General features: G+C 61.7%; 16 protein-coding genes. 9 read left to right on the forward strand and 7 right to left on the reverse strand.

Annotated features, from left to right (window positions below; genetic code table 11):
• The first annotated feature begins 59 nt into the window (after positions 1-59).
• The 5 genes from EM858_RS07385 to EM858_RS07405 all read left to right on the forward strand — a co-directional run bounded on the left by EM858_RS07385 (position 60) and on the right by EM858_RS07405 (position 2,183).
• A complete protein-coding gene (locus EM858_RS07385) occupies positions 60-287 on the forward strand; it encodes a DUF6290 family protein (protein ID WP_127756306.1) in 228 nt (75 codons plus the stop codon).
• Positions 271-540, forward strand: a complete 270-nt coding sequence (locus EM858_RS07390; RefSeq protein WP_003519526.1) for a type II toxin-antitoxin system RelE/ParE family toxin — start codon at positions 271-273, stop codon at positions 538-540. Before EM858_RS07385 ends, EM858_RS07390 begins: the two co-directional genes overlap by 17 nt.
• Before the next feature lie 6 nt (positions 541-546).
• The gene (locus tag EM858_RS07395; RefSeq protein WP_127756307.1) at positions 547-1,311 is read left to right on the forward strand and encodes a hypothetical protein; all 765 of its coding nucleotides are present in this window, start codon (positions 547-549) and stop codon (positions 1,309-1,311) included.
• Between the two features lie 137 nt (positions 1,312-1,448).
• A complete protein-coding gene (locus EM858_RS07400) occupies positions 1,449-1,751 on the forward strand; it encodes a hypothetical protein (protein ID WP_233284723.1) in 303 nt (100 codons plus the stop codon).
• Between the two features lie 57 nt (positions 1,752-1,808).
• Positions 1,809-2,183 carry a DUF305 domain-containing protein gene (locus tag EM858_RS07405; RefSeq protein WP_127756309.1) on the forward strand — a complete coding sequence of 125 codons (375 nt, stop codon included), beginning with the start codon at positions 1,809-1,811 and terminating at the stop codon, positions 2,181-2,183.
• A 47-nt stretch (positions 2,184-2,230) separates the two neighbouring features.
• On the opposite strand, the gene EM858_RS07410 is transcribed toward EM858_RS07405, so the two are convergent.
• The gene (locus tag EM858_RS07410) at positions 2,231-3,148 is read right to left on the reverse strand and encodes a LysR substrate-binding domain-containing protein (protein WP_020812649.1); all 918 of its coding nucleotides are present in this window, start codon (positions 3,146-3,148) and stop codon (positions 2,231-2,233) included.
• A gap of 81 nt (positions 3,149-3,229) precedes the next feature.
• Between EM858_RS07410 and EM858_RS07415 the strand changes: the two genes are divergently transcribed.
• On the forward strand, positions 3,230-4,273 hold the full coding sequence (locus EM858_RS07415) for a YeiH family protein (protein WP_120947604.1): 1,044 nt from the start codon (positions 3,230-3,232) through the stop codon (positions 4,271-4,273).
• Positions 4,274-4,288: 15 nt separating this feature from the next.
• On the opposite strand, the gene EM858_RS07420 is transcribed toward EM858_RS07415, so the two are convergent.
• Both EM858_RS07420 and EM858_RS07425 read right to left on the reverse strand, forming a co-directional pair.
• Positions 4,289-4,732 (reverse strand): hypothetical protein, encoded by a 444-nt coding sequence (locus EM858_RS07420; protein ID WP_127756310.1) that lies wholly within the window; start codon positions 4,730-4,732, stop codon positions 4,289-4,291.
• Positions 4,729-5,358, reverse strand: coding sequence for a DNA-3-methyladenine glycosylase I (locus EM858_RS07425; RefSeq protein ID WP_127756311.1), 630 nt, complete (start codon positions 5,356-5,358; stop codon positions 4,729-4,731). Before EM858_RS07425 ends, EM858_RS07420 begins: the two co-directional genes overlap by 4 nt.
• A gap of 236 nt (positions 5,359-5,594) precedes the next feature.
• Here EM858_RS07425 and EM858_RS07430 point away from each other — a divergent pair, with 236 nt between their 5' ends.
• Together EM858_RS07430 and EM858_RS07435 are read left to right on the forward strand one after the other, a co-directional pair.
• Entirely contained in the window at positions 5,595-6,371 is a 777-nt protein-coding gene (locus EM858_RS07430) for a L,D-transpeptidase (RefSeq protein ID WP_127756312.1), read from the forward strand.
• 263 nt (positions 6,372-6,634) lie between these two features.
• Positions 6,635-7,294: an outer membrane beta-barrel protein gene (locus EM858_RS07435; protein ID WP_080817713.1), complete on the forward strand. Its 660-nt coding sequence runs from the start codon at positions 6,635-6,637 to the stop codon at positions 7,292-7,294.
• A gap of 323 nt (positions 7,295-7,617) precedes the next feature.
• Here the strand turns inward: EM858_RS07435 and glcF are convergent, their stop codons facing one another.
• The 3 genes from glcF to EM858_RS07455 form a co-directional block, all read right to left on the reverse strand.
• Positions 7,618-8,919, reverse strand: a complete 1,302-nt coding sequence (glcF, locus tag EM858_RS07440) for a glycolate oxidase subunit GlcF (RefSeq protein ID WP_127756313.1) — start codon at positions 8,917-8,919, stop codon at positions 7,618-7,620.
• Positions 8,920-8,922: 3 nt separating this feature from the next.
• Positions 8,923-10,137, reverse strand: a complete 1,215-nt coding sequence (locus tag EM858_RS07445) for an FAD-binding protein (protein ID WP_127756314.1) — start codon at positions 10,135-10,137, stop codon at positions 8,923-8,925.
• 241 nt (positions 10,138-10,378) lie between these two features.
• Complete coding sequence (locus EM858_RS07455; RefSeq protein WP_127756412.1) at positions 10,379-11,812, reverse strand: FAD-linked oxidase C-terminal domain-containing protein; 1,434 nt, start codon at positions 11,810-11,812, stop codon at positions 10,379-10,381.
• Positions 11,813-11,922: 110 nt separating this feature from the next.
• Between EM858_RS07455 and EM858_RS07460 the strand changes: the two genes are divergently transcribed.
• Positions 11,923-12,822: a LysR family transcriptional regulator gene (locus tag EM858_RS07460; RefSeq protein ID WP_020812657.1), complete on the forward strand. Its 900-nt coding sequence runs from the start codon at positions 11,923-11,925 to the stop codon at positions 12,820-12,822.
• A gap of 18 nt (positions 12,823-12,840) precedes the next feature.
• Here EM858_RS07460 and EM858_RS07465 read toward each other — a convergent pair whose 3' ends face one another.
• Positions 12,841-14,115 (reverse strand): DUF3422 family protein, encoded by a 1,275-nt coding sequence (locus EM858_RS07465; RefSeq protein WP_127756316.1) that lies wholly within the window; start codon positions 14,113-14,115, stop codon positions 12,841-12,843.
• Positions 14,116-14,196: the final 81 nt, after the last annotated feature.

Here is a 14,196-nt window from a genome sequence, read left to right on the forward strand (position 1 = left end):
GGCAAGCGGTGCTATATGGGATACATGTATCCCAATTAGTATCGGGAAGGACGCGACCCATGAGCAAACAGACGGCCATACGCCTGCCGGACGAGACCTATGAGCGGCTGAAGGCGCTGTCCGAGCGCACCGGCCGCACATCCGCCTATTACATCCGCGAGGCGATCGAGAAACATATCGAGGATATGGAGGACCTCTATCTTGCCGAAGAGGCGACGCGGCACATTCAGCGTGGAGAATCGAAGGTTGTAAGCGCCGAGGAGTTCTGGCGTGATCTGGACAATTGAATATCACACGCTTGTCCAGAAAGAGATGCGCAAGATAAATCCGGAAACGCGCCAGCGAATCCGGAGTTTTCTCCATGAACGACTGGCGGCACTGGATGATCCACGGCAGACCGGCGCCGCCCTGCAAGGCTCCGAGCTCGGAAATTTCTGGCGCTACCGGGTGGGCGATTACCGCATCATCTGCGATATACAGGATCACAAGCTCGTCGTGCTGGTGGTCGAAATCGGCCATCGCCGTGAAATCTACCGATAGGCATTCATGATCCTCGAAGCCCTGCAATATGCCGCCACGCGCGCGGTCACGCCGAAAGAATTCCGGCCGCATATCCGCTATTCCGTCAACCTGTGGGCGCGCGCCAACCGCTGCGCCAAAGCCTGGGCGGAGCATGAAAACAACAGCCGGCAATTCGTTCTGCAATCGGCGAGAAAGCTGAAGCAGCGGCGAACGGCCGTCGTACTGGGGTCTGGCCTGTTGCGCGATGTGCCCTATGATGCGCTGGTGGCGATGTTCGATACCGTCGTGCTGGTCGATCTGGTGCATCTTGCCAGCGTGCAGGTGAAGCTGCGCCTCAATGCCAAAAAGAATGTCCGCATCGCCAACCGCGATCTTTCCGGCTTTGACGATGTTCTCGCCGGCCGGCCGGCGGAACCGCTCGATTTCCTGCGGCGGGTGCCCTATCTCGATCTCGTGGTATCGGCCAATCTCCTGTCACAGATCGGCACCGGCGCACGCTACCGGCTGGAGCGGGAAAAGATCGCAGATACCCCGGACGACCTTCTGCCGAAGCTCATTCACACCCATCTGGAAGCGCTGGCTGGCCTGCCCTGCAAGGCCTGCCTGATAACGGACACCTCCTTCGACATCATCGGCAAGGACGGCAACCTGCACCAGCACGAAGACCTGCTGCATGGCATCGAGCTTCCTGCCCCCGCCGCCGCATGGGAATGGCCGCTTGCCCCGTTTGGCGAGGAAAGCAGGGATTACCGCATCGTGCATCACGTCATCGCGCGTGAACTGACCTGATCGTCATGCTTATTCCATAATTGCGGCGGTAAATTCACACCATGTCCCAGGTGGTCCGCACATTGATGTTCCTTGCCTGCCTGTTATACGGCGCAATGCCGGCGCAGATGGCGATGAGCATGCCGACGGCTACGGGCATGGCAGCTTCCTCACAGTCGCCGATGAAACATGACGATGCCCATTCGCATAGAGCCGCTGATCGCGATGACGGGTCTAAAGCGCATGCGGAGAATGGGGCTCATGGAGCCGGCACGGGCGGTTGCTGCCCGCATGGTGGCGATGCCGCACATCCCGGCTCCTGCGCTGCCTGCCTGATCGTGGTTCCCCGAACGATCTTCGCCGATAGCGGCCGGGTGGCATTCGCCTATCCCAAGCCGCAACGCGGCATCGTCTTTGACGGCAAGGCCTTCGCGCCGCCGCTGCCGCCTCCCCGCGCCTGACCCAGATTTTTTCAGACCCATCTTCGAAAAATCCGCCAGACACAGGAAGGATAATCCATGTCTATCAAGACCATCACTCTCGCCGCTGCTTTCGCAACCGTCTTCGCCGTGCCGCTTTTCGCACAGGAAGCGGGCGGCCATGCCGGACACGATATGTCAAAAGGCACCATGAGCGACAGCGCTTCCACCAAGGCGTTCATGGAAGCCAGCAAGAAAATGCATGGCGATATGGCCATCGATTATAGCGGCGATGCCGATGTCGATTTCGTGCGTGGCATGATCCCGCACCATCAGGGCGCAATCGATATGGCCAGGGTCCAGCTCGAATACGGCAAGGACCCGGAAATCCGCAAGCTGGCCGAAGAGGTCATCAAGGCGCAGGAAGGCGAGATCGCCATGATGAAGGCCTGGCTGAAGTCCAAGGGCAAGTGATTGATGCAATTGTCAAACGGGGAGCGCCGGCTGGCGCTCCCACAAGGTTACAACCCCGCGAGACCGGCCTTATAGTCCTCCGAAGCCGCACGGCTAAGGCGCTCCAGTTCCATGGCCGCCCGGCTGGTATGGCGTTCCTTGTGGCGCAGCAAAGCGAAGTTTCGGGCAGGCAGATCGATGCCGGCTCGGACAAGCAATCCCTGCCGCAGAAACAGCGAGGCGACGGAGGCGGAAACCGCCGTGGCCGCGCCGCCGGAGCGCGCCGCCATCACCACCGCCTCGTTGGAGGGCAGTTCGAGCATGACGGAAAGCTCGCCCGGGTCCACCCCCATCTGCCGCACCGCCGCCTCGAAGGCGGAGCGGGTGCCGGAACCCTGTTCACGCAGAACCCATGAAGTGCCGTAGAGCATATCGAGCGCAGTGAGATAACGGCCATCGGCGAAAGGATGGGCCGAACCGGTGACGACCAGCAGCTTGTCGGAGACGACGGGCTGCACCATCAAGGCCGGCTCGTCGATCCTGCCTTCGATGAAACCGACCTCCGCCAGACCGTCGAGCACGGCCTGGGTCACCGTTTTCGTATTGCCGATATCGAGCCGCACGGTCACGCCCGGATAAAGTTTTTTGAACTGCATCAGGATCGGCGGCAGCCAGTAGCTTGCAATCGTCTGGCTGGCGCAAACGGTGATTTCGCCGCGCGTCAGCCCGCCCATTTCGGAGAGAATCAATTCCGCATTACGCACACGCGCCAGCGTCGCCTTCGCTTCGCCCAGAAATACCCGGCCGCTTTCGGTAAGTTCAATGTTGCGGCCGACGCGATGGAACAGCTCGACATTATAAAAGGCCTCGAGATTCTTGATGGCGGAACTGACGGCGGAGGCGGTCAGGCCGATGGCTTCGGCGGCCCTCGTGAGGTGCTCGCGTTCGGCTACGGCGATGAAGATGCGAAGCTGTTCGAAGGTCATGGCTTTTCATTCGATTTTATCGAATAATATATGCCATATTATTTGATAGAATAAAACAGGCGGCTACGGCATTGTCTGGCCATGGCACACCATCGCACCCTTACCCATCCCTTTCAGTTTTCGCTCCGCTGGCTTACCCCGCTTCTGCCGGGCATTCTCATCTGCGCGGCCGTCAGCTGCGCCGCCATTCTGGCGGAGCGCTTTCAGGTGCGGCTTGCAGGCCACGCATGGCTCGGCGATCTCGTGCTCGCCATTCTGATCGGTACGCTGCTGCGTTCGCTGGTGTCGCTGCCCGCCGTCGCTTCGGCCGGCATCAAATTCAGCGCCAAGACGCTGCTCGAAATCGCGGTGGCGCTTCTTGGTGCATCTCTGAGCCTTTCCATCCTCAAGGGCGCCGGCGGTTTGCTGATCGGCGGCATTGCGCTGATCGTCGCGCTGTCGCTGGTCGTCAGCTATGCCGCCGGGCGGATGCTCGGTCTGCCGCCCAAGCTTGCGACGCTGATCGCCTGCGGCAATTCCATCTGCGGCAACTCCGCCATCGCCGCCGCTGCGCCCGCCATCGGCGCCAAGCCGGAAGATGTCGCCGCCTCGATTGCCTTCACAGCCGTTCTCGGCGTCGCCGCCGTCCTGCTGATGCCGTTCCTGCCGCAGCTTCTGGGTCTCGACGCCACCCAATATGGTATTTTCGCCGGCCTGACGGTTTATGCCGTGCCGCAGGTTCTGGCCGCAACCGCCCCGCTCGGCGCAGTCGCCGTGCAGACCGGCACCATCGTCAAGCTTATCCGCGTGCTGATGCTGGGACCTGTGATCGCCGCCCTCTCCGTCATCCATGGCCAGTCCGGCACGGAACGCCTGAGATTGCAGCAGATGGTTCCGTGGTTCATCATCGCCTTCGTGCTGATGATCATGGCCCGGTCCTTCGGCCTCATTCCCGAGGCTCTGATCGGCCCTGTCGCGACGCTCTCCAACATTCTCACCATCATGTCGATGGCGGCGCTGGGCCTTTCGGTCGATATTCGCAGCCTTCGTCATGCCGGCGGCAAGGTCATCGTCGCCGCCAGCCTGTCGCTCGTGCTGCTTGGTGTCTTGAGTTTCGGCCTGATTGTGCTGACCCAGGCGGCCTAAGCAAAGGGCGGGCTGTTACGTCCCGGTGCTGACCGTCAGCGTGTAATGCGCGCCGAGACCGCGGCGCGGCGATCCCAGGATAAGCGTCGGGCGGATCAGCCATTCCGTATCCGCCTTCGGCGTCAGGGTTGCGACCTTGCCTTCGGAATCGCTGAAGAAGATCGCGTCCTCATCCGGCGTTGAAAAATCGAAGACCGCCATCAGCACGAATTCGCTGGAGGCGGCAAGCTCGATCTTCACCGTCTGCCCGGCCTTCACCTTCAGGCGATAGACATCGCCGCGCCCGCGCCGCGTCCAGCCGTCAAGCTTCAGCGGCCCGGCCGGCGGCAGCGCCACTTCCTTCAGCCTTTCGCCGTCATCGAGCCAGATACCGTCGACATTGCGGCCTTCCGCGAAGGAGGGATGCGGCACGGCGGTGACAGTCATGGTGAGAGCCAGAAGAAGGGAGGTTACCTTCATGGACGTACAAACTCCCGCCGCATGGCCTCTATCGGCTGGCGGCAATGACAGCCTTCGATATGGTCGTTGACCATACCCATGGCCTGCATGAATGCATAGACGGTCGTCGGGCCGACGAAACTCCAGTCCCGCTTCTTCAGGTCCTTGGAAAGACGGATGGAGGCGGCGCTGGTGGGGTTGGCCCTTAACGTCGCATAGTCCAGCCTTTGCGGCCTTTCTGCGGCGGCCGGTTCGAAACCCCAGAAATAACGGGCGAGCGAACCGAATTCATCGCGCAGCTCCATGGCGCGGCGGGCATTGTTGATGGTCGAGACGATTTTGCCGCGATGGCGGATGATGCCCTTGTCGGCAAGGCAACGCTCAATATCGGCCTCACCGAATTCCGCCACTTTTTCGAATTCGAAATTGGCGAAGGCAAGACGGAACGCCTCGCGCTTGCGCAGAACCGTCAGCCAGGAAAGGCCGGACTGGAAACCTTCCAGACAGATCTTCTCGAAAAGGCGGCGATCATCGGTGACGGGATAACCCCATTCCTCGTCGTGATATCGGCTGTAATCCGCAAGCCCCTGCTGCCAGAAACACCGCACAAGGCCATCCGCGCCCGTTTCAAGTCCCGCTTCACTCATTCCGCAACCACCCTTCTCCGCTCCCGCCCGTGACCGGTTCAGACCGCGCACTTACCACTCATTCACCACGTTTCAAAACCCGGTGCTAACCTTAAATCCAGCTTTTCCTAATCAAGCGCTTTTTAATGAACAGCCATTTACGATTCGCTGGCGTCGAGGTGCGAACGTGTCCGGCAAAGCGGGCGAACAGTCCCGCAAATCCATAGTTGCGACATCCCGCAGAGAGAGTCCACCCGATGACGATGAAGTCCGTTTTTCTGGCGTTGAGCCTCGTTTCCACCTTTGCTGCCCCGGCAGCCATGGCTAATGAGCGTTATCGCGAGCGCCCGCCCGTCGTCGTCAGCCCGGATCTTTCGGCCCCCTGGGTTACCCAGCTCGGCGGCCGCGGCAATGTGCGGCCCGTGGTTTATCCGCGTGCGCCTGCCGCACGCCAGCCGTTCTTCCAGCAGCGCCAGGCCGCCATGCCGCAGCGCCCCAGCTCCGGCGTCACATCGCAGCGCCCGGCGCGGGTGCAGAACGCCGCCGTCCGCCCCAATGCGCCGGTGCGCACCCAGATCGCGCCGCAATTCCTGCCGCAGATCGTCACCTACCCGACCAATGAAAAGCCCGGCACCATCGTCATCGATACGCCGAACCGTTTCCTTTATCTCGTTCTCGCGGATGGCAAGGCCCGGCGGTACGGCGTCGGCGTCGGCAAGCCCGGTTTCGAATGGGCCGGCACCCACAAGGTAACCCGCAAGGCGGAATGGCCGAGCTGGACCCCGCCGAAGGAAATGATCAGCCGCGAGGCGAGGAAGGGACACTACCTGCCGGCCTTCATGGAAGGCGGCCCGGCGAACCCGATGGGCGCGCGCGCCATGTATCTCGGCTCCACGCTTTATCGCATCCACGGCACCAACCAGCCGTGGACGATCGGCAGCAACAATTCCTCCGGCTGCATCCGCATGCGCAACGAGGATGTCACCGATCTTTACGAGCGCGTCAACGTCGGAACCAAGGTCATTGTGATATGACAGCAACGGTTCAGCCTTTCCGGCCGCTTCAGGGCCGGTGTGGCGGCGTATCCGCTTGAATTGCCGCCTTGCGGCGGTACAATCCGGCTCAATTCAATGGAATGAAACTTGGCGGGGGACGCCAGGAGCCGAACCTCTCTCAGGGGGATGATGGAACGGCCTTAAAACGGGTGGTCAATCGGCCGCCCGTTTTTCGTTTCTGTCATTCAAATGTTATCAAAAAACGCTTTGGTGAATTACTGATATCAATCTGGATTCACTTCATGCCGCGCCATACTTTATTTGTTTGCGCCCTGCTGTTCAGCGGCGTTTCCTTCTCTGCCGCAATCGCGGGCGAATTTGAAATTTCCGGTTATGGCGGCTGGCAAAGCGCGCCGCACAGCGATGTGAAGGTTTCCGACGGTCCGGATTTCCGGGCCGGATGGGAAGGCAAGTCGTTTTCCAACCCGCCTTACTGGGGCGTGCGCGGCACCTACTGGTTCGATGAGGGTCAGTTGCGGAATTTCGGCATCTCACTCGATTTCACCCATGACAAGGTCTATGCCGACGATCAGACGCTTGCCCGTTCCGGCTGGTCGCATTTCGAATTCACCGACGGCCTGAACCTGCTGACGCTCAACGCGCTCTACCGTTTTCCGCTGGAATCGCTGCCGATCACCCCTTACGTGGGCGCCGGCGTCGGCATCAACGTGCCGCATGTGGAAGTATATCGCCCGTCAGGCAAGACCTTTGAATACCAGTTCGGCGGCGCAACCCTGCAGGCGCAGGCCGGCCTCAGCTACCGCATCACCGACAACTGGTCGACCTTCGTGGAATATAAGGGCACCTATTCCTTCGTCGACGTCGATATCGACAATGGCGGCTCGTTGAAGACCGATATCATCACCAATGCGGTGAATTTCGGCGTGGCGTATAAGTTCTAGAAGATATGGCCCAGAGCGTGCCGCGTGGACGACGCTCTCTTTTTCCGTCATTCCGGCCGTAACGTTAAATAGGAACGCTAACCGAGCCAATCGCACTGACGTCATCCTCGGGCTTGTCCCGAGGATCTGCCAACGTCTTGATTTTATTCGACGTGATTAGATCCTCGGGACAAGCCCGAGGATGACGCAGAGAGGTCTTATGCCCGTCACCACCGACTTTCCGACGGCGGACGCGTGCATGAAAATCTGAGCCGGACGATAGTGATCATGGCCGCCTTGACGGAGAGACGCGAGCGGGAGAGCTGTCCCGTGTCGTGCGAAATTTAAACCGAAAGCCTCGCCGGTTTCGGCCCGCCATAGGCCCAGTCCAGCAGCTCCACCGTGTGCAGGATCGGCATATCCGTGCCGGTTCCAATCTGCGTGATGCAGCCGATATTGCCGGTGGCGATGACATCCGCCCGGGTGGCCTCGATATTCTTCACCTTGCGCGCCTTGAGCATGGCGGAAATCTCCGGCTGCAGGATGTTGTAGGTTCCGGCCGAGCCGCAGCAGAGATGCCCTTCCGCCGGATCGCGAACGGTAAAACCCGCCGCCTTCAGGAGTTGTTTCGGCGCAAGCGTGATCTTCTGGCCATGCTGCATGGAGCAGGCCGAATGATAGGCGACCGTCAGACCCTGGCTTTGCCCTTGCGGCAGATCGAGGGTGGCGAGATATTCGGTGATGTCCTTCGCCAAAGCCGAGACCCGCGCGGCTTTTTCGGCATAGGTCGGATCGAGCCGCAGCATATGGCCGTAATCCTTGATGGTGGTGCCGCAGCCGGAGGCGGTGATGATGATGGCGTCGAGACCGCCGCTCTCCATCTCACGCGTCCAGACATCGACATTGCGCCTTGCCGAGGCGAGCGCCTCTTCCTCCCGGCCCATATGATGCACCAGCGAACCGCAGCAGCCCTCCCCCTTCGGCACCACGACCTCGATGCCGAGCCGTGCCAGCAGGCGCAGCGTCGCCTCGTTGATACCGGGATCGAGCACCGGCTGGGCGCAGCCGGTGAGGATCGCAACGCGCCCACGCTTCTCGCCTTCGGCCGGCCGCTCTCCCGAACGGGCTGATGCGGAAGCCGCAGGCACCGCGGCGGGAGCGAGAGCAAGCATGGATTGCAGCGGCTTCAGCGCCGGAACTTTGGCAAGCAGGCCGGAGAAAGGCCGCGCCAGCCGGGCCAGATGCAGGGCCAGCCGGAAACGGGCGGGATGCGGCAGGACGGCAACCAGAAGATTGCGGATCAGCCTATCCATGAAGGGGCGCTTGTATGTCTGTTCGATATGGGCGCGGGCATGATCGACCAGATGCATGTAATCCACGCCGGAGGGACAGGTGGTGGTGCAGGCAAGGCAGGAAAGACAGCGGTCGATATGGGTGACGACCTCGCGGTCGGCCGGGCGGCTGTTTTCCAGCATGTCCTTGATGAGGTAGATGCGGCCGCGCGGGCTGTCCAGCTCGTTGCCGAGCGTGACATAGGTGGGACAGGTGGCCGTGCAGAAGCCGCAATGCACACATTTGCGCAGGATTTTTTCGGATTCCGCCACATGCGGATCGGCCAGCTGTTCGGGCGTGAAGGATGTTTGCATGGTTCAGACCGCCCTTTCCATCGTCACGGCCATCTTGCCGGGATTGAAGATGCCCGCCGGATCGAGCTTTTCCCTGATGCGCGACGACAGGATGGCTTCCGCCGCCGGACGCGGTTCGAAGGCAGCGACCGTGGCGCGCACCGCATTGCTCGCCCTCACTAAAGTTGCGTGGCCGCCGCCGAGCGCCCGGATCGCGCCGCGCAGCAAATTCGCCTCGGGGTCCGCCTCCATCTGCATCCAGACGAGGCCGCCCTGCCAGTCGTAAAAGGCGTCTATGCCCGCTTCCATGCGCAGCGCCGCGACAAGCTGATGACCCACCGAAGGCGCGACCGATACTTTCCACAAGGGCTTCGCCGCCTGTCCCGCATAGGGCGCGACATCGCGCACCTGACGCCACAAAAGCCTGCTCTCCTCACCCTCCAGCAGCGCCCACGGCCCGACCCGGTCCATGACGGAGAGGAGTTTGGCCGTGCGCGCCTCCACCGAGGCGGAAAGCCCTTCCAGCCGCAGGATGGTCGCCGGGCCATCCGGCAATCCGCCATCGATGAAACGGGAACGAACGCTTTCCGGCAGATGCGCCGCGCCGGAAACCTCCACGCTCATCGCCATTGCCGCCGCCATGATGCGCGTCGCCGCCTCATCGTCGAGACCGGAAACGACCACGGTTTTTCCCGCAGGCGGTTTCGGCAGCACGCGGAAGGTGACTTCGGTGAGGAAACCGAGTGTACCGAACGATCCGGCGAGGAACTTCGACAGATCGAGCCCGGTGACATTCTTCATCACCCGGCCGCCGGCCTTGATGACCTCACCGCTGCCGTTGACGAAACGGATGCCGAGCAGGCTGTCGCGGGCCGCACCGGCCACATAACGGCGGGGGCCGGAAACATTGGCGGCGAAGACGCCGCCGATGGTCGGTTCACCTTCGGTGCCCATGATCGGGCGGTGATCCATCGGCTCGAAGGCCATCATCTGGCGGTTTTCCGCGAGAGCTGCTTCGACGGTGGCGAGCGGGGTTCCGGCCTTGACGGTCATGACCATTTCGGCGGGCAGGTAGGAGACAATGCCGTTCATCGCGCGGGAAGAGAGTGCTTCATCTGCTGCGACAGCATTGCCGAAACCGGAGCGGGTGTTGCCGCCGATGATTTTCAGTGGACTTTTACGCACGGCGTGGTCGCGGATGATGTCGGCGACCTGGGTTTCTGCGTAGGGGGTCAGCATGGGGTGGCGGGCTCCGGGCATGGGATAGCAACGTTTGCGCGAGGGATACCCCCCTCTGCCCTGCCGGGCATCTCCCCCTCAAGGGGGGAGATCGGCAAGAGGCTGGCACATCGTTTCAATTGCACCGTTCGAGAATTGAGCGGGAGGTCGCCGCGAGTCGATCTCCCCCCTTGAGGGGGAGATGCCCGGCAGGGCAGAGGGGGGTAAGCCACACCCACCATCGTCACAAAATTCACACCCATCATCCCCTCCCCTCCAGCGGAAACACCTTGGAAGGGTTCATCAGCCAGCCCTCATCGAAAGCCCCCCGCACCGCCATCTGCTGGGCAAGATCGGCCTCACCATACTGGTGGCGCATCAGGTCGCGCTTTTCGATGCCCACACCATGTTCGCCAGTCAAACAGCCGCCGGCATCGACGCAGAGCTTCAATATTTCATTGCCTGCCTCTTCCGCGCGGGCCGCATCCTCCGGATCGTTGGCGTTGAACAGGATGAGCGGATGCATGTTGCCATCGCCGGCATGGAAGACATTGGCGACGCGAAGGCCAAGGCGGTCGGTGATTTCGCTCGTCTTTTTCAACACGTAGGAAAGCTGGGAGAGCGGCACGGTGCCATCCATGCAGATATAATCCGCGATGCGGCCGGTTGCGCCGAAGGCGGATTTGCGGCCTTTCCAGATCGCCGCCGCTTCCATGGCCGACTGGCATTCCTTCACCGTCTTCACGCCATGTTTTCGGGCAATCGCCACGATGTCGGCCAGCATGGCGTCCATTTCCGCCTCGGAGCCTTCGACCTCGACGATCAGCAGCGCGCCGACATCCAGCGGATAACCCGCCTTGGCGAAGGCCTCGCAAATTTCGATGGCCGGCTTGTCCATGAATTCGATGGCGACCGGGATGATGCCCGCACCGATGATATCGGCCACGCAGGAGCCAGCCTCCTCCGACGTCTCGAAGCCGAACAGTACCGGTCGCGCACCTTCCGGCCTGGCGATCAGCCGCACTGTCGCTTCCGTCACGATACCGAGCTGGCCTTCCGAGCCGCAGACGAGGGCGAGCAGATCGTAGCCGGCAGCATCGAGGTGCTTGCTTCCCAGTTCCAGCACCGTGCCATCCACCAGCACCATTTTCACGCCGAGCAGATTATTGGTGGTGACGCCGTATTTCAGGCAATGCGCGCCGCCGGAATTCATGCCGATATTGCCGCCGATGGTGCAGGCAAGCTGCGAGCTGGGGTCCGGCGCATAAAAGAAACCTTCCGCGCCGGCCGCATCGGAAATGGAAAGATTGGTGACGCCCGCCTGCACCCGCGCCGTACGGTTATAAAAATCCAGTTCGAGTATCGAGGCCATTTTCGAAAGGCCGATCACCACCGCATCCTCCTGCGGGATCGCGCCGCCGGAGAGCGAGGTGCCGGCCCCACGCGGCACGACCGGAATGCCGTAGCGGTGACAATACTTCATCACCGCCGCCACCTCTTCCGTCGTTTTCGGCAACGCCACGGCCAGCGGCAGGCGGCGATAGGAGACGAAGGCGTCGGTTTCGAAAGGCACGAGTTCTCGCGGCTCGTGCACAAGACAGTCCGCCGGCAGAATATCCTTGAGGTCCGCTATGATGCGGTCGCGGCCGGCGACGACTTTCGCGCGCGGCTCCAGAAACTTGATCGGCTGCGTCACCGCGCCTCCTCCCTGCCATTTCATCAACTGGTATTCTTTCTTTACCACTTTGAAACGGTGCAATCAAATGTTATGGATTTTTTCCATTCTGGAAACAATCGAGGGCAACTATGACGAATCTCGGCGATCTGGAAGTCTTCGCAAGCGTTGCCGCTTCCGGCAGCATGTCGCTGGCCGCAAGGGAGCTTGGTTATTCGCCCGCCGTCATCTCCAAGCGCATCAAGCGGCTGGAAGAAAAGCTCGGGGCGCGGCTTTTCCAGCGCACCACACGGCAAATCTCGCTGACCGAAGCGGGACAGGGCTTTTACGAGCGGGTGCTTGCCGTGCTGGAAGGGCTGGAAGAGGCCGAGGATTTCGTGTCCGGCCGCGCCAATACGGTCAACGGCACGCTGAAGGTTTCCGCCCCGACCTCCTTCGGGCGCATGCATATCGCGCCGCATCTGAAGGGTTTCATGGAGCGGCATCCTGATCTTTCGGTCAATCTGGTGCTGAGCGACGAATTCATCGACATCATCGAGGGTGGTTACGATCTGGCCATCCGTATCGCCGATCTGAATTCCTCCAGCCTCGTGGCCCGCAGGCTGGCGCCAGTGCGCCGCGTGCTCTGCGCTTCGGCGGAATATGTTGCGGCCCATGGTATGCCCGCGACAATCGAGGATTTGAAAAAGCACCGCTGCCTGCCGGCCCATAATAACGATGTCTGGCGGCTGGAAGGACCGGGCGGCGCGATGAGCATTCGCCCGGAAGGGATGCTTATCACCAATTCCAGCGAGGTGATCCGCGAGGCGGTGATATCGGGGCTCGGCATTGCGCTGCGCTCCACCTGGGATATCGGCCATGAATTGCGCAGCGGCAAGCTGGTGCAGGTTCTGCCGGGTTATGAGGGGTCGCGAAACGTCACGCTCTCGGCGGTTTATCCGAGCCGGCAGTTCCTGCCTGCGAAGGTTCGACTGTTCATCGATTATCTGGCCGGGCTCTATGGGCCTTCACCCTATTGGGAGCAGGGCTGAGGGAAATGGGGTTACCCCTTAATGCCCGCCCTCGGCATGGGAGCGGCGGATGCGGCGCACCACCCACCAGACGCCGAGGACCGCGAAGGGAACGGAGATGCCGGTGACCACGGCAGGATCGACCGGCAGCACATCATGGCTGATCGCCTTGGTTAGATAACCGATGAGGCCGACGACATAATAGGAAATGGCGGCGACCGAGAGGCCTTCGACCGTCTGCTGCAGGCGAAGCTGCATGGCGGCGCGCTTGTTCATGGTGTTCAGCAACACCGTATTCTGCCGCTCCAGTTCCACATCGATCCAGCTTCGGACGAGCGCCGTAGCGCGATAGAGCTTGCGCGACAGGTTGGCCTGCCGCTCCTCCACCGACTGACAGGTGCGCATGGCCGGCGCCATGCGCCGTTCCAGAAAGCTGCCCATGGTCTCGTGGCCCTGCACCGGGGTTTCCGCAAGCGCCCGGATGCGTTCGCGCACGATGCCGTCATAGGCGCGGCTGGCGCCGAAACGATAGAGGCTGAGCGCGGCATTGGCCTCCAGTTCGGCCGCAAGCCGGGTCATTTCCGCCAGCAGCGCATCGGCCTCGTCGCGCGCACCGTTTTTCATGCGCTGGGTGATACCCGTCAGGCCATCCTCGATGCGGCGGATTTCCGGCGAAAGCGTCTGCGCCATCGGCAGGCCGAGCATGGCAAGGGTGCGATAGGTCTCGATATCGAGAAGCCGCTGCACCAGCGCGCCACGGCTGTAATCGGTGAGGCCCCGGTCGATCACCAATATCTGCGTCAGCCCGTCGCGATCCTGCCGGAAATCGGTGAGGATCGCCGCCTGACCGTCGCGCACGTCGCTGTGACAGAGGCTGGTCGGCTCGAAGATCGTCTCTGCCTGAGACGCTACGCCGTTTTCCGGACGGATTTCAAGCCGCACGCCCGAGATCAGCGAGCCGGGCGGCGAAAAGCCGTCGCCGAAGGGATCGCCGGCAATCTCGCCGCCGAATTTTTCCGGCGCGGGGCCATCCCAGAACCAGGTCGAAAATTCGGTATGCCGCTCCCAGCGCAAGGTCCCCTGCCCCCAGGGCATGGCGTGGTGGCGGGCATCCCGCTCCGGCGGCGCAACACCCCGGCTGCGCGACATTTCCGCGATGACCGAGTGATGCACGGCGGAACCGCCATCCATCATGAAGGCGAGCTGGACGATGATGCGCGAGGGTGCGAGAAGCACCGTCGGCCGCGCATGAACCTCCCCGAGCGCCAGCGATCTTTCCGGCGCGCTTGCGAAAGCAAATCTACCCTTGGCCATTGCGATTTCGTCCCCGCTTCCTATCCCGGATTTCTAAAACATCGATCACAATGAAAACATCGCAATCGAAGCCGATGTAAT

Origin of the sequence: Agrobacterium sp. CNPSo 2736 (genome assembly GCF_004005385.1) — a bacterium.
Lineage (GTDB): Bacteria > Pseudomonadota > Alphaproteobacteria > Rhizobiales > Rhizobiaceae > Agrobacterium > Agrobacterium leguminum.